The following is a 23,230-nucleotide window of genomic DNA, read 5'->3' as shown; positions in this document are numbered from 1 at the left end:
CCACATCAGGTGAGCGCGGCGCCCCGGAGCTCGGCGTACGAAGTTTCCATCGCCTCCGCCAGCACGGCGACGTCGGGGAGCGCCTCGGGGTCGGTGCAGAGCCCGATGCCGACGATTCCCGCGCAGGAGATCGCAGAGATGCGGAGCGCGTGGTGAGCGGCGGGCTCCGACGAGGAGAAGAGGTGCTCGACTCGGCGTCCGGACACGCTGACCGGGGCGGGCGGGCCGGGGACGTTCGAGATCGACAGGCTGAACTCACGCGCACTTCCGGCAAGGCGCTGCGCGGCTTCCCCGAGGCGTTTCACGCGTCCGAGAGCATGGAAGAGGTCGAACAGTTCGTCGGCGTCGTCGAGGAGTTTGCGCGTGCTGGTCTCGGCATTGATCCGGTCGAGTCGGGTGAGCGGATCCGCCTCGGCGAGCGGCAGGTCGATGTTCAGGAAGGAATCGCGATTTCCGAGTTCACCTGCTCCCTCGTCGCGGTGGTGGAGGCTGACCGGCACCTGGGCACGAAGACGCGGCAGTGCCGCGTCTTCGCGGCCGAGCCAACTGCGCAAGCCACCTGCAACGATCGCGAGGAGCACGTCGTTGACCGTCGCGCGGGTGGGACGTGAGGCGCCGATTGCCTTCAACTCCGGCAGCGGGACGGCGATGAAAGCGAGCTCGCGGGCGGCACCGATCGGGCGGTCGAAGGGCGAGCGTGAGCCGCGATGGCCCAGCTCACGACGCACCGCGGCGGGCATCCGCAGCGCCTCGTCGACCCGCGAACGCTGGGCCGAATCGGCTCGAAGGCCCGGACGCGGTCCTCGCCGGAGCGGTTCGGGGTGCCGATCCCACAGCACGTCGTCGAGGAAACGCACCGCGCTGATCCCGTCGGCCATCGCGTGATGGATCCGCACTGCGATCGCTTCACGCCCGTCGCCGAGTGGGCCGATCAGATCAAACGCCCACAGTGGGCGCTCGTGGTCGAGGTGCTCGGACATCAGCGTGCCGACGGTCCGCCACAGATCGGCCCGCGAGGCACAACCGGAGCCTTCCGAACGCCGGACGTGGTCGGTGACGTCGAATGTGGTCGCTTCGGTCCAGCGCGGCTCGGGCCCCGAGGTGTCGATCCGCTGCATCGCACGCGGCTCGTTCGGAAGTCGCTCCGCCACCGCGGTCCGCAAGTCCTCGAGGTCGAGATGGCCGGCGCCCGGCTCGAGAACAACCAGCTTGAGCGTGTGGCCGGTGATCACCGCCGATTCGAGCCCGAGGATGTGTGCATCATCGTCGGAGAGTCGACCAGGATCCTCGCGGGTCACCTCGACCAGTGTATTCGGGTGTGTGCCGCCCCTGGGCGAACTTCCGAAGTCCAGCGTCGGGCGGTTTCGCTAGCCGGTGACGCCTTCCGCGCGAGCAGCGGCGGCGACTACCTCCGCGACAGCGGGGGCGACGCGAGGATCGAGCGGGCTGGGAACGATCTTGTCCACCGCCAGCTCGTCACCGACGACCGAGAGGATGGCCCCGGCGGCGGCAAGTTTCATGCCCTCGGTGATCCGGCGCGCCCCGGCGTCGAGGGCACCTTTGAATACTCCGGGGAAGACGAGCACGTTGTTGACCCGGTTCGGGAAATCCGAGCGACCGGTCGCCACGATCGCCGCATGCTTGCGGGCGATGTCGGGGTGGAGCTCCGGGTCCGGCGCCGGCGCCGGAGATGACCACCCGCAGCGAGGCGAGGTCCCGAACCTGCACCGTCACTGCACCCTTCAACGCGGCGAGGACGCCGATGGCGGTGCCGTGCTGGTCGTCGTGCATCACCGGGCAGTTGTAGGTTCTCGCGGCTCGTGTCAGTTCGAGTGAAGCTATGTAGGTGCAGCAAAAGCGGTGAGGTCGAGGTCAGGTACGTGCAGGACGCCGGTGGTCATGTCGCGACGACAGTCGCCGCGGTAGATCCGCATCGAATGATTCGCGCCGGTTCGACGGCCAACGGAGCCATCCTCGACGGCGGCATTACGCGGGATGTTCTGGTCAGCCACCAATCGCGACCACATCCTGTACGAGAGTCGCCGGAATTGGATCGGCCGCCCTTCTCCGACACCACCTGGCTCGGCAGCCACGGCCCGCCGTGGTGCTGTCCCCAACGGCGTCCCCGCGATAGCGCCGACCGAAAGGTGCAGCCGTTCTTCCGGCACGACCTCCGCGACGCCGCCACAATCAAAGCCGACGAGGACCTGTGCACAGCCCAGCGTTACTTGATCGCGTTGGCCAACGCCACCGACATCGACGACCCGAATTCTCCGCCGCGATACGACAGGACTACCGCGACAACCCGATTCGAGACCTTCTGCGACGAAGCCGCCGACAAACTCGGCATCGTTACCCGCGGCGCCTACCCCGACTCCTCCGACCATCGAGCACGGTGCCAATCCTGAAGCCGACCATTCCACGCAACGCCCCGCTGCGGAAACAAGCACCGGACCGCCTCGACGGGACACCAGGTCAGGAGTTCCGGTCACGGGGCCCGCGTCCGGGACGTGCCGGGGATGATTCGGCTTTCGGTATTGCTTCGTGTCGATCTGCGCAGTATCAGCTGATCACGGTAGCGAGGGGATCGTAATCGGATGAGGCGAGCAGGTGGTGGAGCTGGCGTCGGCGAACTCCCATGTTGCCGCCGTCGAAGAGCGGCAGCACAATCGCATCTTGCAGGAGTCCTGCAAGGGGCAGGTTGTGGTTGTAGCTGTCGATACCGACGACGCGCATGAGCTCGGTGATGACCTTGACCGCAGTCTCCGAGCCGTAGATCTTCGCCTGCACAGCCAGTTCGAAGGCGCTGGGCAACTCGTGGTCGAGAGCGTCGCAGGCTTTCCAACTGAGGTATCGAGCGGTCTCGATCGCGATCTTGGCGTCCGCGAGCGCGTAGCCGACCGCCTGATGCTCGATGATCGGCACCCGGCCTGCGCGACGCTCGTTCTTGGCGAAATGCAGCGCGAAATCGAAGGCCGACCGCATCAGACCTACGCCGAAGATCCCTACCAGAGCGGCGGTTCCGGCGAAGCTCGACTCGACCAGTGCCTTGCCGCCGCCGACCTCGCCGAGCACGTTCTCTCGCGGAACCCGAACGTCGTCGAAATGGAAACGCGGGGTGAGATGACCACGGTGGCCCATCGTGTCGAAGTTCTCATCGGAGACGAACCCACGGTCGGGCTTCGGAACAAGCAGTACGGACAGGGATCGGTCCGCGTCCGCCAGCGGGTTGGTGTCGGTTCGGCACACCACTGTCAGTATGTCCGCACCCTTCGAATCCCAGCCCGTGGCGCTGCTGATCCACTGTTTGGCGCCGTTGATCACCCACTGACCGCCGTCGAGCACCGCGCTGGTGCGGGTTCCTTCGGCCGGCGCCGGCTCGTCGAAGTTGGCGATGCCGCCGGGCTCGCTGTGACAGAAGGCGGCGAGCGGGGTGCCGGTGCCGGACAGGAACGGTGTGAGGGCCTGCTGGATCTGGTCGGGATTGCCGGCGTTGAGTACTGGGAGCAGCCCGAGGAGTGAGGCGAACATTGTCAGTGACACGTTCGCGTCGACGGCGTAGAACTCTTCGGCGATCAACGCCATGTCGACCATCCCGTTGCACTCGCCTCCCACCGGTGCCGGTATGACCTTCCGGAGCCATCCCTGGGCGACAAGCTCTTCATATGCGGGGCGGGTGGCGAGGAAACGTTCTTCGGCAGTCGGCAGATGACGGATGGTATCGGCGACGTCCACCAGTGTCTTGGCTGCAAAATCGCGGGCCGACTGTTGGAGTTCCCGTTGCTGTGAGGTCAAGGTGAAGTCGATGGCCATGGTGATCGTCTCCTGGTGGTCGAGTGCGGGGCAGCGGTACCGCACCATGGGTGATCGCTGGGGGATCCGGCATCGGTGACCCGATCCGATCCGCTGTGAGTGATATCACTAGCATCCGTCAACGAGCAGGCCAGTGTCTTGTCCGTGTGCGCACGAAACAGTTCAAAAAGCGAATGAGCAGGCGCAACCGACCACTGCCACCTGTGCAACCTGCGTACGACAACCTCAGGGCGATCTCTGACCGGTATAGGATCCGCTGACGAGATAGCGACCGAACTGAGGATTCGACAAGTTTGCGAGAATCAGGCACAGAGTCGGCAGCAAGAACCCGCAGCTCGGATGCACACCGAGGTGACACCGAGCTGTGGAACCTACAGCAGTCCAGCGCCTCGACGACGCGTTGTTCGACCTCGAAGCACCGGGGTGCCGTAGATGTTCTCCAAATTGACCGCCCCGAAGCTGGGGCGCAGGCGGATCAGGGTCGACGATCTCGTCGGGATCCTTCGTGTCCAGGACCAGGGGGATGGAGTTCAGGCCCGCGAAGTTCTTGAACAGCGCGGACTTGCCCTCCATCACCGGCAGCGAGGCGCGGGGTCCGATGTCACCGAGACCGAGGACCCCTTCGTCGGTCAGCTCGACCTCTGCGGTGCGGTGGGTTCGGACACGACAGATCGATCAGGCAGAGCCGGCACCGAGGTGATCACTTCTCACACCCCGCGGTACGACGGACAGGGTCTCCGCAAATCCGCAGGTAGTTCACAGCCACTTCACACCGTCGCCCCATAGCCTGGACCGGTAGCCCACCGTACGGAGTCCGACATGACCGCGCCCGCGACCACACCCGGCATGGTGACGTCTGGAATCAGACCTCTCTCACGGGACCACCGCCGCACTTCGGCGATACGCGTACGCCGCTACTTCGCGGGCGCTCCCGCGACGCTGGTGTACCTGTTCACACTGCTGGTCACGTGGTGGACCGTGCAGGGCACCGATCCGAACCTGACGCACCATCTCATCGTCAGCGCATCGACAAACCTGCACAACATGCAGACCGACCCGTTGCAGGTCCTGGTTGCCTCCGCGTTCTGGACCGACTCCACCGGGTTCCCCTGGCTGATGGTCGCGGGCCTTCTGCTCGTGATGGTCGCCGCCGAACGGCGGCTCGGCACCCGCCGCTGGATTGCCACCTTCGCGGCCGGACACATCGGGGCAACCATGGTCACCGTCACCGGCATTTGCTACGCGCTCGACCACAACATGCTGGCGGTGGATATCGCGCACACCACGGATGTCGGCGCCAGCTACGGCTTCTACGCCGTGACAGCCGCATTCATCATGCACTTCACCGGCCGTCGACGACTGATCGCGGCGAGCGCGCTGACCGGATACCTGGTCCTGGCCGCGTTGTACGGACAGTCCTTCACCGACTACGGACACCTCGCCTCGATCGCCATCGGCTTCGCCATTCACCCCGTCGCCACACTCGCCTCTCGACGCCGGGCACGCTCACGCTTCGCGGCGACGGCTGACACAGCTGCGCCTTCCCAAACATTCTGCGGTTCAATCTGATTCATCGGACACCCCAGCAGGGACCGAATCGGGTCGAGATGGGTGCCCGGTCCCTGACCGGGCCTACGATTGGAGCAGTCATCCTCCGCGGCATCGCACACGACGGTGCCCGCAATCGAGGAGGTGAGCGATGACGCGCATTGCCGGAGTCTCGCGCCAGGATGCAGGGCCGACGGTCAAGCTTGCGTACTGGTTCACCCGCCGTCACATGGCACGGCTCGCGGGACGTGAAACCGAGCAGATGATCGAGCCGGTCACGATGTATGCCCACGTGCCCGGCGTGTTGCGCGCGTACGGCATGCTCGAGCAGGCCACCGCGAAGCTGAAGCGGCTCGACGAACGGTACCGAGCATTGGCCGAACTGAAGGCGGCCACCGTCACCCAGTGCGAGTACTGCATCGATCTGGGTTCACAGATCGCGCGACGCTGGGGGCTCAGTGACGACGAACTGCTCGCGCTGCCGTCGTATCGGACGAGTGCACTGTTCACCGACGTCGACAAGCTGGTGCTCGACTATGCGGTCGGCATGAGCAGCACCCCGGTCACGGTGACCGATACGCTCTTCGCGAAGCTGCGTGAGCACTTCGACGACGCCCAGCTCGTGGAACTCACCCACCTGATCGCGCTGGAGAACCTCCGTGGGCGATTCAATCTTGCGCTCGGCGTCCCCGCGGCCGGATTCAGCGAAGGCATGACCTGTGCGGTGCCCGCCCCGGTCCCCCACCCGACACGGGGAGACGAAGGTACGAACTGACAGCGTGGGACCGATCGACGAACTGTCGCGTCCAACCGGAGAGTCCGGTCGCCGCCGTATCCAACTGCACAATCCCGCTCGCCGGGCGGGCGATGCGGCTTACGATTGATTTTCACGCCGCGCGGCCCAATTCCCTCTTGTCGCCCGCCCAGCCGAGGAGGCCCCGGAAAGGCGACAGTCGGTCTCGCCCATGAGAGCGAGCACGTCGGCGTGTGGAGTATCGGAGGGATGCCATGAGCGCAACACCCGAATTGAAGAAGGCCCTGAGCCAGCGGCAGCTGACGATGATCGCGATCGGCGGGGTGATCGGCGCTGGCCTGTTCGTCGGCTCGGGTGTCGTCATCGGAGACACCGGGCCGGGGGCGTTCATCACCTACGGCCTCGCCGGCGTCCTGATCATCATGGTCATGCGGATGCTGGCCGAAATGGCCGTCGCCAATCCGTCGACCGGATCGTTCGCCGACTATGCCCGCACCGCGCTGGGCAACTGGGCAGGCTTCTCGGTCGGCTGGCTGTACTGGTACTTCTGGGTGATCGTCGTCGGTTTCGAAGCGATCGCAGGCGCGAAGATCATTCAGTACTGGATCGACGTCCCGTTGTGGTTGGCCGCATTGGTTCTGATGATTCTGATGACAGCGACGAATCTGTTCTCCGTGTCGTCGTTCGGCGAGTTCGAGTTCTGGTTCGCCGGCATCAAGGTGGCGGCGATCATCGTGTTCATCGCGCTGGGCGCGCTGTTCGTTCTCGGCGTGTGGCCGAACAAATCGCTCGACTTCTCCAACCTGTGGGTCCATGACGGATTCCTGCCGTTCGGCGCCATGGCCATCACAGTGGGCGTGGTCACGGTGATTTTTTCGATGGTCGGCGCCGAGATCGCGACCATCGCCGCCGCGGAATCAGCGGACCCGGAGCGGGCGGTCACCAAGGCCGCCAACTCGGTGATCGTGCGGATCGCAGTGTTCTTCGTCGGTTCCACCTTCCTGCTGGCGACGATCCTGCCGTGGAACGACGAGAAGGCGGCCGCGTCCCCCTTTGTCGCCGCATTCACCGAAATGGGGATTCCGTACGCCGACCACATCATGAACGCCGTGGTGTTGACGGCAGTGCTGAGCTGTCTCAACTCGGGCATGTACACGGCGTCCCGCATGCTGTTCGTTCTCGCTGCGCGCCGGGAGGCACCCGCGCAGTTGGTCAGGGTGACCCGTCGGGGAGTGCCCGCGGTCGCGATCCTTGCGTCCTCGGTCATCGGTTTTCTCTGCGTCATCGCGGCGGCGGTCTCGCCGGACACCGTCTTCGCCTTCCTGCTGAACTCCAGCGGTGCGATCATCCTGTTCGTCTACCTGCTCATCGCCGTGTCCCAGATAGTGCTGCGGTACCGCACCCCGGACTCCGAACTGCGAGTCAAGATGTGGTTGTTCCCGGTGTTGTCGCTCATCACCGCAGCCGCCATCGTGGCGATCCTGGTGCAGATGTATCTGCAGGAGGACGTGCGGTCGCAACTGGTGCTGAGCCTGTTGTCGTGGGCCGTCGTCATCGTGCTGTTCCTCGCCAACACGTGGTTCGTGGGTCGGCGGCCCATTGTGGAAGGGGCCGCGGCGACGGCACGACCGCACCGCGTGCTAGTGCTGGCGAACCAGACCGTGGAGTCCAAGGAGATGCTCGACGAGCTTCGCCGTATCGGCGCGGATCGCGAAGCGACCTATTTCGTGGTCGTTCCTGCCAGCCCGATCGAGACCGGAACCGCTGCCACCCACGGCCCGCTCGACGTCGCCGAAGCCACGCGCGAAGTTGCACAGCAGCGACTCGACGACACGCTGGCGACACTCCGCGCAGACAACCTCGAAGCAGACGGCGAGTTGGGTGACTACCGGCCGCTGCGGGCGCTGTCCGCCGCCGTCGATTCCTTCCATCCCGATCAGATCGTCATCTCGACGCTGCCACCCGACGAGTCGGTGTGGCACCGTTTCGACGTCGTGGACCGGGCCCGCGCCGAGCACGATGTGCCGGTGACACACGTCGTCGCGGTCCCGATCGTCGCAGGGAGATCCCCCCGATGACAATCATTGCCGGATTCAGCGCGAGCCGTCAGGGGCCGGCGCCCGTCAACCTGGCAATGCAGATGGCACGCTGGACCGGCGACGAGATCGTCGCCGCGGCCGTCGTCGAACGCCCCTGGCCGGCTAAGGACGACCCCATCGAGCGCGAGTACCTGGGCTACGTCACCGAGCAGGCCTCGCTCGCCCTCGAGAGGGTGGTCAGCCAATTGCCGGGGGATGTCGACGTCCCTACCGTCGTCCATCAATCACAGTCCGTTCCCACAGGATTGATGGAACTGGTGGCCGCCCACGACGCGAGTCACGTTGTCGTCGGGTCGTCGTCGTCCGGGCTGCTGGGCCGGGTGGCGCTGGGCAGTGTCACCGAACGCTTGGTCCACACCGCGGCGGTGCCCGTCGCGATCGCCCCGCGCGGCTACCCCATGGTCGCCGAACCCATCCGCCGGCTCACCGTCGCATACGGAGGCGAAGCCGACGTCAACGGTCTCGTCGCGGCGACCGCCGAGATGGCCAGGAAATGGCCGGTGACGTTGCGGATCGTCTCGTTCACGGTGCGGCCGATGACGATGTACGGTGGCGCCATCGAGCGGTCGACGGAGGATCTCGTCGTGCAGCAGTGGGCCCGCAGGACGCGCGACGATATCAACAAGCAACTCAGCCTGGTTCGCGCCCGGATCCCCGTTCCCGACGTGGACCTCGTGGTCGGCAGCGGCCACGACTGGCGCGAGGCGGTCGAATCCGTCTCCTGGGAAGCCGGCGACATGCTGACGCTGGGTTCGGGAGCGGCCGGACCCGCAGCCCACGTATTCCTCGGCTCGGCCGCCTCGAAAATCCTGCGGAACTCTCCCGTGCCCGTGATGATCGTTCCGCGAAACATACCTGCCGCATAGTTGTTCACTCGAACCAGAGACTCCATCTTAAGCCAGTCGTGCGCCGCATTCGCCGATCGGCATTCCGGCGCTGGATGCACTTTCGGCGCACATCGTTTCTTCGACCCGAATGCCTTTCGTGCGGTGTTGCACGGACTGAACATCGCGCGCATGGATGCCACGGTCACCGCCCTGCGTGGGAGGATAATTGGGATGCGCGAGCCCTGCGTGGCTGGCTGACACCCCGAACACCAACTCTTCGGATCAGCCACTTCCGGACCCACCACAACCACCCCCACGCCGCACTCGCGACCATCCCCTTGCCCCAGAGTGGCGCCGCTATCCCGCCAATCAAAGGGCGGCGGCGACGGCGAATCAAGCTCCTCGACGCCGCAATTCCATACGATACGAGTACCGGCGCGGATTGAAGTGGGAGGACGTGAATTCCACGAACTTCCCGTCCGCGTCGTAGTAGAGACGCTCGATGAGCAGTATGGCGTCTCCAGCCTTACATCCGATCAGTTCGGCTTCATGTTCCGGGGCGTTCATGGCGGTAATCTCCTGCCGTGCGCCCATGATCGGCTTGGAGAGCAGTTTTTCGGCGGCGCCGATCACGGTTCCCTCGCCGACTGACGGAACCCCCTCCGCGGCCAGTTTCGCGCCGAGCTCGGGTTCGACGTAGTGGCGTGTCAGGACGAAGGGTATCCCCTCGAAGGTACGACGAACGGTGGCCTTGCTGACCTCGATGTACGGCAATTCCAATCGGGACGCGATGGAGGGCTCGACGACGACCGTAAATGGTTCTACCACCTCGGTGTTCGTGTTGGGCCAGACGATGATTTCGTCGAGGGATCCGATTGAGCGGACGTAGCGCCCCCGGGTGTCCTGTTGGCGGCCGCTCACATAGGTTCCGCTGCCTTGCACGCGGTAGATCAGCCCGTCGGAGAGCAGTATCTGCAGGGCTTCGCGCACCGTGTGACGGCTGACGTTGTGGACGGACTGGAGCACGCTTTCGGTGGGCATTTTCCGTCCGACCGAGTAGACACCTGCCTCGATGTCGGTCCTCAACTTCTCGGCCAGCACTTTGTACGCTGGGACGCCACGCTCCGCGGGAGTTACCTTGTTCGTCACCACGGGCCCTCCTTCTCCCCTGATGCGATCGGCAGGGTTCCATCCACCACCCTAGTGCTCGTACGGATGAATCCTCAACGTGGGGCAGTCGAAATTTGTGATCTACTGCAACGCTGGATTATTCGTGGCAATACGCCCTCACTCGGCATAGGTAGCTTGAAAATTGATACCGATCAATCACGTATGGAGGTGTGACCGTTTGCGATCACACCTCCATACTCCGCTCTTCCGGCATCGGAGTCTGGCAACCGAGGGGTGCGTCAGGCGGTGGTCGGTTGCACCTCCATCAGCAGTTCGTCGTTGTGCTCGCCGAGCTGCGGCGCCGAGTCCGTCCGCGGCCCCTCGTAGGTGTCGGTCAGAAAAGGTGTCCGGATCATCCGATGACGACCGGCATACGGGTCTTCGATCTCGAGAAACATACGACGGGCGTCGAGGTGTGGGCACTGGTAGAGCTCGTCGATGGTCTGGGTTTCCCCGGCGGGAAGCCCATGCGCGGAGAAGTGTTCGACGATCTCGCGGCGTGTACGCGACCGTGTCCACCGTTCAGCTTCGGGGCGGATCACCGATGCGAAGTTCTCGGCCCGGTGCACGACGGAGTCCAGCAGAGGATGCTCGAGCAGGTCGGGTCGCTCGATTGCAACACACAGCCGCCGCCACATTTCATGGGTGGGCAGGATCAGTGCAACATATCCGTCCTCGGCTTCGAGGGCGCCGAGTGGCGAATACCGATCCACGCCGCGCACTCGATGCTCGCCCGTGAAGTCCCACAGCATGAGTTCGCGTTCGAGCAGCGACGCCACCGAGTCGTACATGCTCTGATCGACGAACGCACCCATTCCGGTCTGTTGGCGCCCCTGCAGGGCGGCGAGGACACTGACGGTGGCCTGCACTGCGGTGAAGACGTCCGCGAAGCCGGTGACCGTCGGCAGCGGCGGGCCTCCCGGTTCGCCGGTCACCGCCATCAGCCCTCCCATCGCCTGGATTGCGGTGTCGAACGCCGGCCGGTCGGCGAATTCGCCCCGATGTGTCGACAACCGCCCGTATCCGCTGATGGCGCAGTAGATCAGGCGTGGATTGATCTCCTCGAGCGTGTCGTATCCCAGCCCCATGCGGTCGACGGCGCCGGGGCGGAGGTTCTCCACGACGACGTCCGCGGTGGCCGCCAAAGCCCGGTACCGCGCCCGGTCGCCTTCGTCGCGCAGGTCCAGGGTGACGGACTTCTTGTTGCGGTTGTAGCTCAGGAACCCGCCGCTCATGGACCCGGTTTCCGTCTGCTCGAGCGGATCGTACATTCTGCGCGGATCGCCGCCGTCGGGCCTCTCGATCTTGATGACCTCTGCACCCAGGTCGGCCAGCATCATCGCGCAGTAGGGGGCGGCGATGTACTGGCCCATCTCGAGCACCCGAATGCCGTCGAGGGGCCTCACGTCAGATTCCTTCGGTTCCGTGCGGGACGAGCATCGGCTTGATGTCCTCCTGCGCCCGCATCCGCGTCAGTGCCTCGGTGGCCTGGTCGAGCCGGTATCGGTTCGGGACCAGTGCACCGAAGTCGTACTTGCCGTGCGTGTTCTTCATGAATTCGAGTGCCTTGCGGTACTCGGCGATGTGCCCGGACCAGGTCCCCATGATGGTCAGCTGCTGTCGGGTGATGAAGCCGGGCCGGACCGGGACTTCCTTGCCGGGGCCGTCGATCTGGCCGGTGACCATGTAGCGGCCGCCCTCTTTGATCATTCCCAACCCTTCCGGGAATGCGGTGCGTGCGCCGGAGAATTCGAAGACGACTTCGGCGCCGTGGCCGCCGAGGAGGTCGCGGACCGCGGCGATCCGGTCTTCGGGTTCGGGATGTTCGGCGACGGAGACGAGGTCGGTGGCGCCGTATTGCTTGGCGATGGCCAGGCGGTTGTCGGGAGCTCCGATGGTGATGATTCGCCCGGCCCCGAGGTGATCGGCGAGGGCGGTCGCGAACAGACCGAGCGGGCCGGCGCCCTGGATGACGACGGTTTCCCACGGGTTCATCTTGCCGATCCGCTCGAACGAGTGCACGACGGTCCGCAATGCGCAGCTCGCCGCCGACGCCCAGGAGGTTTCCACTTCGTCCGGCACCCGCACGCGTCCCGAGTTGGGGAAGACGTAGGCGTATTCGGCGAAGCCCCCGACCAGATAGGGGGGACGCTCGCAGTTGGTGAACATGTAGTACTGACGGTTGGTGCACAGGGTGGGCTGGTTGTCGAACCGGCAGTGATCGCACTCGTTGCATGAGGCGTGGGTGAAGCAGATGCGGTCGCCGATCTCGAGCGGTGTACCGAAGGTGTCACGCTCGGCGCCGTCCCCGAACGCGATAACTTTGCCGACCATTTCGTGGCCCGGGATGACGGGCAGATCCAGGGCCTGGCTGCCGCCGAGGGAGCCATCCCACAGGTGCAGGTCGGATCCGCAGACCGTGGCGGCTTCGATCCGAACCAGCAGCGCACCTGGTTCGAGTGTTTGCGGCACGGGAATTTCACGGATTTCGAGCGGCGCGCTGTGCTCGGTGAGGACCGCGGCCAGGCTGGTCTTGGGGATGTCGAAGGTGGTAGTCATCTGTTTGTGCTCCTCGTGGGCTCAGCCGAGTTTGAACGGGTCGCGGCTTTCGCCGGTGAGTTCGACCCAGATGGATTTGGTCTGCAGGTAGGCGTCGAGGCCTTCGATGCCGTTTTCGCGGCCGATGCCGCTCTGCCCGAAGCCGCCGTAGGGGACGTTGTTGGCGAGCACGCGGTAGGAGTTGACCCAGATCGTCCCGGCCTCGAGCTGATGCGCGACGCGGTGCGCGCGTTGGACGTCTTTGGTCCAGACCGCCGCGGCGAGTCCGTAGGTGGTGTCGTTGCCGAGCTGGATCGCCTCCTCTTCCGAGGTGAAGGTGATGACCGACAGCACCGGGCCGAAGATTTCTTCCCGTGCCACGCGCATCGAATTGTCTACGCCGCTGAGGATGGTGGGCTGGAAGAAGTACCCGTCGGCCAGATCGGGGTCCTGTGGACGTGCTCCGCCGCACACCACCGTGGCGCCTTCGCTGACGCCGAGGTCGACGTAGAAGCGGACCTTCTCGAGTTGCTCGGCGAAGGCGATCGGGCCCATCTCGGTTTCGATGTCGAGCGGATCCCCCATCTTGATCTGGGGTGCGCGCTGAGCGAGCCGTTCGACAACGGCGTCGCGGAGCGATTCGTGGACCAGCAACCGGCTTCCCGCGATGCAGGTCTGGCCGGTGGCGGCGAAGATGCCTGCCATCACCCCGTTGACGGCCGCATCGATGTCGGCGTCGGGAAAGATGATGTTCGGGGACTTGCCGCCGAGTTCGAGGGTGACCTCCGCGATGTGGTCGGCGGCGCTCTTCATGACCGCGATGCCGGTGGCAGTCGATCCGGTGAAGGTGACCTTGTCCACGCCGGGTTCGGCGGTCAGCGCGGCTCCTGTGTCTCCTGCGCCGGTGACGACGTTGAACACTCCCGGCGGGAATCCGGCCTCATCGACGAGTTTGGCGAACTCGAGGGTCGACGAAGGCGTCTGCTCTGCCGGTTTGGCGACAAATGTGCAGCCGGCGGCCAGAGCGGGTGCGAGTTTGCTCGCGAGCAGGAACAGCGGGCTGTTCCAGGGCAGGATCGCGGCGACCACGCCGATCGGCTCACGGCGCGTGTAGGTGAAGAAGTTCGTCTGGGGTGCGGAGATGGTGTCGCCGAAAATCTTGTCGGCCGCGCCGGCGAAGAATTCGTAGGTCGCTGGTAGCCCGGCCATTTGGCCGCGTGTCTCGCGGATGACCTTGCCGTTGTCGGTGGTCTCGATGCGCGCGAGCTCGTCGGCGTGGGGCTCGATCAGCGCCGCCAGCCGCCGGATCAGGGTGCCTCGCTGCGCCGCGGACATCGATCCCCACGGCCCGGACAGTGCCCGGCGGGCGGCGTCGACAGCCTTCTTCACGTCGGCGGGACCCGCGAGCGGCGCGGTGGCCCAGGCCTGCCCGGTGTATGGGTTGACGGTTTCGAAAACCTCACCGGAAATCGCATCAACCCATTCGCCGTCGATGTACATCTTTCGGTGTTGGAGTTCGCTTTTTCGCCGTTCGGCGGTGGCGACGTTCTCGGTCATAGTGTTCTTTCTCGTTTCACGGCCGGGCCGAGTGCCCGGCGCAGTCAATAGAGTGGGGATCGCGGCGTCGGTCTTCGATCCGCGCAGTGCTAAGGATGGAAGGAGGAGTTCACGCTCCGATGGAGATTCCCGCCAACGTCGCCCGGATCAACGGGTCGACGGAAGATGCCTGCGGGAGGGTGGCCACGCTTTCGACCAGGGTCTCCAGTTCCTCTGTCGAGAGGGGGATTTCGGATGCGAGGCGTTCGGCATTGTGCACGACGCCGTCGATGTCCCACGACAGCATCGCATCGGAGTTTTCGATGGCGTCGTGGACCGTGGTCCCGTCGACCAGGACCACGGTTGAGCGCGCGGTTTTCGGGGAGCGGCCCGGCTCGGCGACGAGGTCGATCTTGCCGATCAGGTCGAGGATCTGAGGATCGGTGAACTGTTGCAGGTGGTCGTAGGTGATGTCGCCGTGGACGATGCCGGTCGCGAAGGCGAACCGGGCGCTCATCAGTGTCTGTGCGGTGCTGGTGAAGGGCCCGCGTGAGGGCATGCCCGGATAGGTGGCTTCGCGTTCGTTCATCCGCAGCCGGATCGATGCGACCTCGTCGGCGCGGAGACCGGACTCGCGCAGCCGTACTGCGAGCATCGCCGGTGTCTGGTTGAACGCACACACTGGGTACGGCTTGAAGGTGACGTCGAGCAAGTTCCAGGACCGTCCGATGTCGCGGCCGATCGTTTCCGCTGCTTCGTGCGATCGCGAGAAGCAGTCGAGGTATCCCGCTTCGGCTTCGAACGCGGTCCGTGACCCGGTGACCCCGGCTTCGGCGAGTTGCGTTGCCATCAGCCCGCCCATCGCCGCGATCCCCGACTGGAAATGCCATTCGTCTGTTCCTGCACCGAACGATTCGGACGTGCCACCCGAGATCGATGCGGCGATCGCCAAGGCGGAGGCCATGTTTTCGCCGCTCAAGCCACGGATCCGTCCGACGGCAGCAGCGGCAGCCACCGGCCCGAAGACCGCCGTCGCGCGAAAGGGTGGGGTGGTCAGGTCCGTGAGCGGCCTCGACAGTGCGATGCCCACCTCGTAACCTGCGACAACCGCCGCCAGGAAAGTCCGGCCGTCGACAGCGCTGGTTTCTGCGGCCGCCAGGGCGGCAGGTAGGACGCTCACCCCCGGATGGAACGTACCGTGTGTGTCTTCCTGCGCCCGGGCGTGCAGATGCACGCCGTTGATGAAGGCCGCTGTCGAGGCCGGATGCCATTGCCCGGTCACCAGCGAGCGGGCGTATCCCCCCAGGTTCGAGGGCGAACTCACTCCGGGGCCGGCCTGCTCGGCCCGCCGCCCGAAGCCGGCGGTCGACCCGGCCATTCCCACCGTCAGAGCGTGGATGAGGCACCCGGTCACCCGATCGACGACCGGTCTTGGAAGTGCATCGATCTCCAGAGTCGAGGCGAAGACGCCGAGTCGTTCAGCGATCGTGCTGTCAGCCATGCGCACATCCTTTCCCTGATTCGTGGACATGTCCGTTGCGGCTACTACGGGTGGTGGCCCGCGTGCGGATCCGGCCACCGTCGGCGACACAATTTGTCCGTATGACTTGAGACACTATGACGGTGCGCGGCATCTGTCAATTGCAATGCGAACGAATCCGGCCCATTCCCCCTCCGCCCATGACCTGGACGCTACCAGCATCAAATAGCCTGTTCACAGTCTTTCATCGGGCAGTTGGCGCGCGGAAGCCGAGCGGAAACCGCCGAAGGGTTGACGCCGGCACCAACCCTGACTAGCTTCAAGTCATCCGTACAACTGTGGCTCACTTCACTGTGCAACGCCCAGACGGTGAATCCATGAACGCGCGAAAACACCGATCAGATTCCCGCAGGACCACATTCACGTCGTGGCGAAACAAGTCACGACGCTTCCCGAGGAGAACTCGATGACGAACCCACCCCCCGTATCACCGTCACCCCCCACGATTCCGGGAAACGGACCGACGGTTGATGCGCTGACCTCATCGGGGACCCTGGCTCCCCACGTGTCTCGACGCGTCGCCATCGCCGCCGGCATCGGCCACTTCCTCGAGTGGTTCGACTTCGCGGTCTACGGGTTTCTGGCCGCAACCATCGGAGCACTCTTCTTCCCCTCCGGCGACGCAACGACATCACTCCTGGCCTCCCTCGCCGTTTTCGGTGTCGCGTTCCTCTTTCGACCGCTCGGAGGGCTGTTGATCGGCGCTTTCGGCGACCGCGCCGGCCGCCGCGCGGCGCTCTCACTCGCAATCGTCGTCATGGGCATCTGCACTATCGGCATCGGTGTCCTACCGACCTACGCCACGATCGGCCTCGCAGCTCCCGCCCTTCTAGTGCTCCTCAGGTGCGCCCAGGGCTTCTCTGCGGGTGGCGAGTACGCCGGCGCAGCCGCCTTCCTCGTCGAATACGCACCGGCCCGCCGACGCGGGCTGTGGAGCAGCGTGGTCTCCGCCGGCGCAGGCATCGGAGTCATGGCCGGGGGTGCGGTGACCCTGCTGCTGACCGCCCTGCTCTCCGACGACCAGATGGCGACCTGGGGTTGGCGAGTCCCCTTCCTCATCGCCGGCCCGCTGGCCGTCCTCGGCCTCTATGTCCGCCTCCGCCTCGAGGACACCCCGGTGTTCCAGGAACTCCAGCGCGCTCACGAGGTCGAGCACGCCCCGCTGCGCAACGCCGGCAAGCACAGCCGATCCGGAATCCTGCTGGTGTTCGTCTCCACCGCGGTAACCGGCCTCGGGTTCTACTACCTCGCAACCTTCGTGGTCACCTTCCTCACCATCGAGGTCCACATGACCAAGACCTCCGCCCTCGAACTCGCGGTGCTCGGCTTGCTCATCTACTCACTCATGTGCCCCGTGGCCGGGATGATCGGCGACCGCATCGGCCGCCGGCGCACCATGCTGCTCGGCGCCGGCGGTATTGCGCTCACCGCGATCCCGTGCTTCGCGCTGCTCTCGACCGGAACCTGGTATCTCGCCCTGATCGGCCTCGTCATTTTCGCGGCCTTCGAGGCACTGGCCAACGTCATGCTCGGCGTTCTCATGGTCGAGCTCTTCCCGGCCCGACTCCGGGTGACGGGTAGCTCGATCGGCTTCAACGTCGCGCAGGCTCTCATCGGCGGGCCCGGCCCGTTCATCGCTACCGCCATCGCAGCTGCGGCAGCGCTCATCGTCGCCCCAGCTTTCTACCTGGTCGTGATTGCGGCGCTGTCGTTCGTACTTTTGCTGCGGTATCTGCCCGAAACCCGCGGGGTGTCGCTGTTCAGCGAGGACGCACCCTCCGCGAGGAAATGACAGACAGGCCTGATTGTGGAGACGCATTCGCATCTGAGGCGTCCCGCGTACCGGCTCGTCGCCGAACATCTTCGGCGACGAGCCGAACGCGGTGAATACGCCGTCGGCGACAAGCTGCCCACCGAAGACCAACTTCAGCAGAGTTTCGGTGTCAGCAGGCACACCATCCGGCAAGCAGTCGGTCACCTGGTCGAGGAAGGGATGGTGCAACGCGTTCAGGGCAGTGGCACGTATCTGATTGGCCACGAGACGAACACAGGCCGCTACCAGCGTGCGATCGGCTCACTCGACGAGATCATGAGCTGGCCCGGCACCACCACTCGGTTACTCGAACCATTCCGGCGGGGAGTCAGCGAGCCCGCGATCGCCCGCGACCTCGGCACAGATATCGCCGACGTCCGCTGCGCACTCGTCCAACGCTGCTATAACCACGTCCCTTTCGCTCTGACTCGGCACTACATGGCTTCCTCCCTGGCGGACAAGGTGATCGAGCGGGGAGAATGGGAGACCGACAGCACGATCATTCAATCGGCGGAGCGGTTACTGCCCGACGGCATCGTCTCGGCAACTCAGAACATTCACGCCACCCAAGCCGACGAGGCGGAGAGCGAATTGATCGGATGCTCGGTGGGGGACGCAGTCCTACTCATCGAGCGGCTGTACCACGACGCCGGAGGGCGGGCGGTCGAGTTCACCACCTCCCGCCTCAATCCCCGCCGCTACAGCTACCGGATGGACTTGCGCCGGCACCGCTGATACGGCAAGCCACGGTCCGCTGCCGGGCCACCAAGCCGTAACCACCGATTACCTCGGTTGACCCGACCGATCCGGAACGCACGAAGGAGGCGGTGTGGCCCGAAAGCCGAGCACCGACATCGGTTCGATCAACCTCGTGTGGGATCGATACGCCCCGTCCGGACGAGTGATCGTGATTCTCACCGCCGCGGCGATCACCGCGGTGGGACAGATGTACTCGGTATTGGCACTGTTACCGCAGATGGCCACGTCCTTCGGTGTCGACCCTGCACACGTGACGGCAACCTCAACGGTGTTCGGGATCGCCTATGCTGTCGGCTTCCTCATCGCGGGGCCGCTGGCGTCGCGGTTCGGGCCGCACATCGTGATGTCTTGCGGCCTGTGCGCCGGGGCAGTCACCACAATGCTGGCAGCCTTGCCTTCCACACTCTTACAAGAGCTGATCGCCCGCGCGGCGCAGGGCTGCACGGCCGCCGCCTTCGCCCCAGCCGCGTTCACCTACATCGCCGAGAGTATCCAGCCTCGCCACCGCCTACTCGCATTGAGCTGCTTGACCAGCGGTTTCCTCGGGGCAGCGGCGGGCGTACCTGTCGTCGCGCAGATGATCGCCTCTGCGGCCGGTTGGCGTGCGGTCTTTGTGCTCGGTGCGGCCGCGCTCGCGATCGCCGCCGTGGCCGTGATCGCAGGGGTTCCGCGAACGCCGCGCATGGACCGCCCACACCGTGCACGACCCGTCGGCGTCCTGTGGGCGATTCTGGGCAGGTGGCGGTTGATCGCGCTGTTTGGTGCAGCGGCCACCTTCCTTGGGAGCTATGTGAGCGTCTTCACCACCATCTCGCTGGTGGGCCCGCCGTCGGTTGCCGGAAATCCCGATGCCCTGCAAGTGCTGCGCCTGACCACGGTGCCGGCGCTGCTCGTCATTCCGTTTCTGGGCCGGGTGCTGAGGCGGTGCCGACCGGGCGGCAGGGGCGCGGCGGCGCTGGGTGTGGCGGCGATTTCCGTCAGCACCGGGTCGGTGGCGTCACACTACCTGGTTGCACTGTCGATCACAGTGCTCGCGCTCGTGGCGGCGATCTCCGTTGCGGCGTCAGCCATCGTCGAATCACTTCTCGCACAGGTAAGTCCGGAGGAAACGGGCGGTGCAACGGCACTGTACGGCGCCTTCACCTTCCTCGGTGCCAGCGCTGGACCGGCTCTCGCCTCGGTGCTCAGCCCGTGGGGATTCGGCATCGGCATGCTGGCCGCAGCCATCTGGCTTGCCATCGGCGCCGGCTTGATCGTCGCCTCGTCCGCCGGAACCGCGACCCGCCGACAGAGTCGACACCGAACCGCGGGTGCAATGTCATCTCAGCGGTAGGGGCTCACGTCAGACCGGCATCCGCCGCGAGCGCGGCCAACACGAAATCGCGTGGAACGTCCGACGACAGCGGCGGCGGACGAGTAGGCGGCACATCGTCGTCGACGATGTGCCTGAGGAGATCCACGACGTGTGCGCCCCCATCGGCGAGAAACCGCACCAACCCGGCCTCCGCGCATTGGGCGACCACCCCGGTGAGCATGTGTGCGGCCTCCTCGCTCCGGCCGGCTGCGGCAAGGCAGCCCACCAGCAACCGGCGGGCACGCAGCGCAGCCCGGTATCGTTCGGTGCCCGCCAGCCTGTCCACCCACTCTCCCGCCCACTGACACGCGAGTTCTGCATTCGCCGACGATCCGGTTCGTACCAATCGCCTGATCGCCGCCTCCTCCTCGTTCTGCGCGATCACTTCATCGAGACCGGACACCTGCGTCTCGCGTTCGGCGTAGGTGAGATCAGCAGCTGGTGCGACACGTGCGGACTCCAGGACAAGATCCAGTCGCGCCGCTTCGGCGACGATGGCGCTGTAGAGCCTCGGCAGATGCATCTGCATCGAGAATCGTGCTCCCTCGTCCAGTCGTTGCACCGCCGCCTGCCGATCACCGCGAATCGCTTTGATCCGGGCACCGACGACGTACCGGGCGATCTTCAGGTCGACAGCGCCCGCGTGCGGTCCGAGGTCGTATCCGTCGTCGAGTAGTCGCTCTGCCTCGACGATCTGACCTTTTTCGTACAGAACTTCGCCGAGGAGCCCACCAGCCAACCGAGCGGTGTAGGACCGACGTCCATCGGCTTGCTGAGCAATCTTCATCGCGGTCCGGAAACTCGATTCGGCCACGCTCACGTCGAGTTGCTCGAACGCGGCGATACCCACCCAGCAGTGTCCGTGCACCGAGTTGTACGGCCCGTTGTTCCGCTGGTGATACGTTGCGGCCCAATGCTGAAGGGCATGGGCGGCGCCGTAGTCCGCTACGCAGATCGCGGCGAAGGTTGCGACGTTCGCGGCAACGGACGCGACCCACGGCCGGAGGTCATCGGGGCGATCGAGACACGGACGCACCAGGTCGTCGATGCGATCGGCGCGGTCGGAGCGCAATTCCACGACTGCTCTGACCACCGACGCTTCGGCAGCCAATGCGGGGGTCTGCGAGTCGTCGAGGTGCGTGAGCGCGGCATCGACGCGGTCGAGTGCCCGCAGAGCGGGATCGAGGTTGTAGAGCAGGATGTTGGACCATGCGACGGCGAGTTGCAGCCGCGGATTCGACATCGTGCTGTCGATCGGCAGCTTGTCGACGAGTCCACGCAACGTCGACATCTGCGAATGCTCGAGCAGATACGTCCCATCGCGTTCGACCAGTTTCACCGCACCGGGTGTATCGCCGGCAAGGAGCGCGTGATCGACCGCTTCGCTCAGGAAGTGGTGCTCGGCGAACCAGGTGGACGCGGACCGATGCAACTGCGCCGATCGCCCGGGGAACTCGGTGTCGAGGCGGCCGCGCAGGAATTCGGCGAACATGTGGTGGTACCGGAACCAGTGTCCTTCGTCGTCGACTCGGCGCAGGAACAAGTCGCGCTCCTCGAGCATCTCGAGCATCGCCTGACCGCGTCGGTCATCGGTCAGGGTTGAGGCGAGATCGGCGCAAATGCGGTCGGGGATGGCGGTGGCCAGCAGAAATGCGCGTGTGTCGGTGTCGACGGAGTCAAGGACGTTCTCGGCGAGGAAATCGCCGATCGCTTGGTGGCGTCCCGAGAGGTGTGCGATGAAGCGGGCGGGGTCTGCGGAGGAGCGCAGGGAGATCGACGCCAGCTGGAGAGCGGCGGCCCAACCGTCGGTCGACCTCGCCAAGTTCGTGATGTCGTCCGTTGCCAGGTCCAGTCCCGAGGTTTCGGTGAGGAAGTCGCGTGTTTCTTCTTCGTCGAACCGTAATGCTGCCGAGTCGATCTCCACGAGTTCGTCGAGAACGCGCATGCGGCTCATCGGCAGTCCTGTTTTGGTCCGACTGGTGACGATGACCTGGAGGTGGTGGCAACCGTTGTCCAGAAGGTACGTCAGCGTCGCCACGCTCGGGGGGTCCGAGACCCGATGCCAGTCGTCGATGACGAGGGCAAGGGATTGGTCTTGACCGTGCAGTGTGTTGATCAACGATGTCAGCACGTGCGGGCACGCATGGTCACCGTGTGCTTCGAAGGTGTCACGCAAGTCGTTCGCCACGGCCGGCAGTGCGGTGGTGACGGATTCGATGAGATGTGCAAGAAACCAGAGTGGATTGTTGTCGTCTCGGTCGATGGTCAGCCATGCGGTGGCGATGCCCTCGTCCGCGAGCTGATGGAGCAATTGTGCCGCTGTGGTGCTCTTTCCGTAGCCGGTGGGTGCATGAATCACGGTCAGCCGCCGCCGTCGATCGGAGCGCAGGGCCCGCATCAGCCGGCCACGGGTGACCGGGGTGCGGCTCGGCGGTGGTGGTCGGAATCTGGTGGCGGGGGTGGGAGGTGCCGAGTACCGGCCGGAGGGTGCCGGGGTCCGCGAGTGCGGTGCCGGGGATCGGACACCGGACACTGGTGAGGTGTACTCCGGGTCGGCATTCAATTCTGTCGCGACCGCCTCTGGCGCGCTGCTCGAACAGGTGTGATGGGCGCGGCGTAATTGGTCCGCCAAGTCCGCTGCCGAGCTGGGGCGGTTGCCGCGATCGCGGGCCATGGCGTGTTCGATCGCAGTGCAGACCTCCTCGGGGATGGCTTTCTGCCACTCGCGTAGCAGGGGGCCGGTCGAACTGGTGATGCGCCGGAACTGGGCGATCAGAGGCTCTCCGCTGCGCCGCTCGAAGGCCGCGTGCCCGGTGAGCGCGCAGAACAGCGTCGCTCCGAGGCTGTAGATATCGCTGGCCGCGCTGGGGGGATCCCCCAGCAGCACGTCGGGGTCGGTGTAGGCGGGTGATCCGGTCACGACACCTGCCGTAGTCTCGAATCCGCCGGTGACACGTGCGATGCCGAAATCTGTCAGCTGTGGCTCTCCGAAGGTGTCGATCAAGATGTTCGCGGGCTTGACGTCTCGGTGCAGGATGGATTGCTGGTGGGCGGTCTCGAGCGCGTCGGCCATCTTGATACCGAGGTGCAGGACACGGGTCCAGGGAATCGGACCCGACTCGATCAGTGCCTGGAGGGAACCGGTCTCGTGGTAGTGCATGACGAGATACGGGCGACCGGTGGCCGTCGTTCCGACGCGATAGATCGAGACGATGTTCGGGTGCCCGGACAGCCGCCCCATTGCCTTTTGTTCACGGAGAAAGCGGGCCACACCTTCCGGATCGTCATGGGTCGTGAGCACCTTGACCGCGACGACGCGGTCGAGGGTCCGCTCTTCGCATCGGTACACCACACCGAAGCCGCCCCGTCCGATCTCGGTGGCGCACTCGAATCCCTCCGCTGCCAGCTCCGTAGCGATCTCAGGAGTCTGGTCGCTCTGTGTTGCCCCCGAATCGGTCTCGGACATCTACGACCTCGAA

The 23,230-nt window shown here is 65.3% G+C and carries 16 protein-coding genes and 2 pseudogenes; 8 read left to right on the top strand and 10 right to left on the bottom strand.

The window, feature by feature from the left end:
* Positions 1-5: 5 nt before the first annotated feature.
* A complete protein-coding gene (locus ACFTWF_RS15735) occupies positions 6-1,298 on the bottom strand; it encodes a wax ester/triacylglycerol synthase domain-containing protein (RefSeq protein ID WP_378462134.1) in 1,293 nt (430 codons plus the stop codon).
* A 69-nt stretch (positions 1,299-1,367) separates the two neighbouring features.
* Positions 1,368-1,821, bottom strand: a pseudogene (locus ACFTWF_RS15730) (malic enzyme-like NAD(P)-binding protein); the annotation flags it as partial.
* Between the two features lie 59 nt (positions 1,822-1,880).
* On the opposite strand from ACFTWF_RS15730, the gene ACFTWF_RS15725 reads away from it, so the two are divergent.
* Positions 1,881-2,408, top strand: a complete 528-nt coding sequence (locus ACFTWF_RS15725) for a hypothetical protein (protein ID WP_378462133.1) — start codon at positions 1,881-1,883, stop codon at positions 2,406-2,408.
* Between the two features lie 154 nt (positions 2,409-2,562).
* On the opposite strand, the gene ACFTWF_RS15720 is transcribed toward ACFTWF_RS15725, so the two are convergent.
* Positions 2,563-3,861 (bottom strand): acyl-CoA dehydrogenase family protein, encoded by a 1,299-nt coding sequence (locus tag ACFTWF_RS15720; protein WP_378462132.1) that lies wholly within the window; start codon positions 3,859-3,861, stop codon positions 2,563-2,565.
* A gap of 316 nt (positions 3,862-4,177) precedes the next feature.
* Positions 4,178-4,434 (bottom strand): annotated as a pseudogene (locus tag ACFTWF_RS15715) (NAD-dependent malic enzyme); the annotation flags it as partial.
* A gap of 198 nt (positions 4,435-4,632) precedes the next feature.
* On the opposite strand from ACFTWF_RS15715, the gene ACFTWF_RS15710 reads away from it, so the two are divergent.
* From ACFTWF_RS15710 to ACFTWF_RS15695, 4 genes are all read left to right on the top strand, one after another.
* Positions 4,633-5,382, top strand: a complete 750-nt coding sequence (locus tag ACFTWF_RS15710) for a rhomboid-like protein (protein ID WP_378462131.1) — start codon at positions 4,633-4,635, stop codon at positions 5,380-5,382.
* Between the two features lie 130 nt (positions 5,383-5,512).
* A complete protein-coding gene (locus tag ACFTWF_RS15705) occupies positions 5,513-6,136 on the top strand; it encodes a carboxymuconolactone decarboxylase family protein (RefSeq protein ID WP_378462130.1) in 624 nt (207 codons plus the stop codon).
* A 233-nt stretch (positions 6,137-6,369) separates the two neighbouring features.
* Positions 6,370-8,193, top strand: a complete 1,824-nt coding sequence (locus tag ACFTWF_RS15700; protein WP_378462129.1) for an amino acid permease — start codon at positions 6,370-6,372, stop codon at positions 8,191-8,193.
* Positions 8,190-9,080, top strand: a complete 891-nt coding sequence (locus tag ACFTWF_RS15695; protein ID WP_378462128.1) for a universal stress protein — start codon at positions 8,190-8,192, stop codon at positions 9,078-9,080. The genes ACFTWF_RS15700 and ACFTWF_RS15695 overlap by 4 nt, the downstream gene beginning before the upstream one ends.
* A gap of 354 nt (positions 9,081-9,434) precedes the next feature.
* Here the strand turns inward: ACFTWF_RS15695 and ACFTWF_RS15690 are convergent, their stop codons facing one another.
* The 5 genes from ACFTWF_RS15690 to ACFTWF_RS15670 form a co-directional block, all read right to left on the bottom strand.
* Positions 9,435-10,193, bottom strand: coding sequence for a GntR family transcriptional regulator (locus ACFTWF_RS15690; RefSeq protein ID WP_378462127.1), 759 nt, complete (start codon positions 10,191-10,193; stop codon positions 9,435-9,437).
* Positions 10,194-10,450: 257 nt separating this feature from the next.
* A complete protein-coding gene (locus tag ACFTWF_RS15685) occupies positions 10,451-11,617 on the bottom strand; it encodes a CaiB/BaiF CoA transferase family protein (RefSeq protein ID WP_378462126.1) in 1,167 nt (388 codons plus the stop codon).
* 1 nt (position 11,618) lies between these two features.
* Entirely contained in the window at positions 11,619-12,770 is a 1,152-nt protein-coding gene (locus ACFTWF_RS15680; protein WP_378462125.1) for a zinc-binding dehydrogenase, read from the bottom strand.
* Between the two features lie 21 nt (positions 12,771-12,791).
* A complete protein-coding gene (locus ACFTWF_RS15675; protein WP_378462124.1) occupies positions 12,792-14,306 on the bottom strand; it encodes an aldehyde dehydrogenase in 1,515 nt (504 codons plus the stop codon).
* Positions 14,307-14,415: 109 nt separating this feature from the next.
* On the bottom strand, positions 14,416-15,786 hold the full coding sequence (locus ACFTWF_RS15670) for an MmgE/PrpD family protein (protein WP_378462123.1): 1,371 nt from the start codon (positions 15,784-15,786) through the stop codon (positions 14,416-14,418).
* A gap of 445 nt (positions 15,787-16,231) precedes the next feature.
* Here ACFTWF_RS15670 and ACFTWF_RS15665 point away from each other — a divergent pair, with 445 nt between their 5' ends.
* From ACFTWF_RS15665 to ACFTWF_RS15655, 3 genes are all read left to right on the top strand, one after another.
* On the top strand, positions 16,232-17,617 hold the full coding sequence (locus ACFTWF_RS15665; protein ID WP_378462122.1) for an MFS transporter: 1,386 nt from the start codon (positions 16,232-16,234) through the stop codon (positions 17,615-17,617).
* Between the two features lie 15 nt (positions 17,618-17,632).
* Positions 17,633-18,373: a GntR family transcriptional regulator gene (locus ACFTWF_RS15660; protein WP_378462121.1), complete on the top strand. Its 741-nt coding sequence runs from the start codon at positions 17,633-17,635 to the stop codon at positions 18,371-18,373.
* A gap of 94 nt (positions 18,374-18,467) precedes the next feature.
* Entirely contained in the window at positions 18,468-19,730 is a 1,263-nt protein-coding gene (locus tag ACFTWF_RS15655) for an MFS transporter (protein WP_378462120.1), read from the top strand.
* Between the two features lie 4 nt (positions 19,731-19,734).
* Here the strand turns inward: ACFTWF_RS15655 and ACFTWF_RS15650 are convergent, their stop codons facing one another.
* Positions 19,735-23,217: a protein kinase gene (locus tag ACFTWF_RS15650; RefSeq protein WP_378462119.1), complete on the bottom strand. Its 3,483-nt coding sequence runs from the start codon at positions 23,215-23,217 to the stop codon at positions 19,735-19,737.
* Between the last annotated feature and the right edge of the window lie 13 nt (positions 23,218-23,230).

Origin of the sequence: Rhodococcus sp. NPDC056960, from assembly GCF_042674125.1 — a bacterium.
Lineage (GTDB): Bacteria > Actinomycetota > Actinomycetes > Mycobacteriales > Mycobacteriaceae > Rhodococcus_F.
The sequence above is the reverse complement of the archived record's forward strand: the minus strand, read 5'-3'. Positions and strand labels throughout refer to the sequence as shown.

Excerpts from the sequence above, each read along its gene's own strand:
- ACFTWF_RS15720 (WP_378462132.1), bottom strand. The coding sequence starts at position 3,861 with ATGGTGCGGTACCGCTGCCCCGCACTCGACCACCAGGAGACGATCACC.
- ACFTWF_RS15710 (WP_378462131.1), top strand. The coding sequence starts at position 4,633 with ATGACCGCGCCCGCGACCACACCCGGCATGGTGACGTCTGGAATCAGA.
- ACFTWF_RS15705 (WP_378462130.1), top strand. The coding sequence starts at position 5,513 with ATGACGCGCATTGCCGGAGTCTCGCGCCAGGATGCAGGGCCGACGGTC.
- ACFTWF_RS15700 (WP_378462129.1), top strand. The coding sequence starts at position 6,370 with ATGAGCGCAACACCCGAATTGAAGAAGGCCCTGAGCCAGCGGCAGCTG.
- ACFTWF_RS15695 (WP_378462128.1), top strand. The coding sequence starts at position 8,190 with ATGACAATCATTGCCGGATTCAGCGCGAGCCGTCAGGGGCCGGCGCCC.
- ACFTWF_RS15680 (WP_378462125.1), bottom strand. The coding sequence starts at position 12,770 with ATGACTACCACCTTCGACATCCCCAAGACCAGCCTGGCCGCGGTCCTC.
- ACFTWF_RS15675 (WP_378462124.1), bottom strand. The coding sequence starts at position 14,306 with ATGACCGAGAACGTCGCCACCGCCGAACGGCGAAAAAGCGAACTCCAA.
- ACFTWF_RS15670 (WP_378462123.1), bottom strand. The coding sequence starts at position 15,786 with ATGGCTGACAGCACGATCGCTGAACGACTCGGCGTCTTCGCCTCGACT.
- ACFTWF_RS15665 (WP_378462122.1), top strand. The coding sequence starts at position 16,232 with ATGACGAACCCACCCCCCGTATCACCGTCACCCCCCACGATTCCGGGA.
- ACFTWF_RS15650 (WP_378462119.1), bottom strand. The coding sequence starts at position 23,217 with ATGTCCGAGACCGATTCGGGGGCAACACAGAGCGACCAGACTCCTGAG.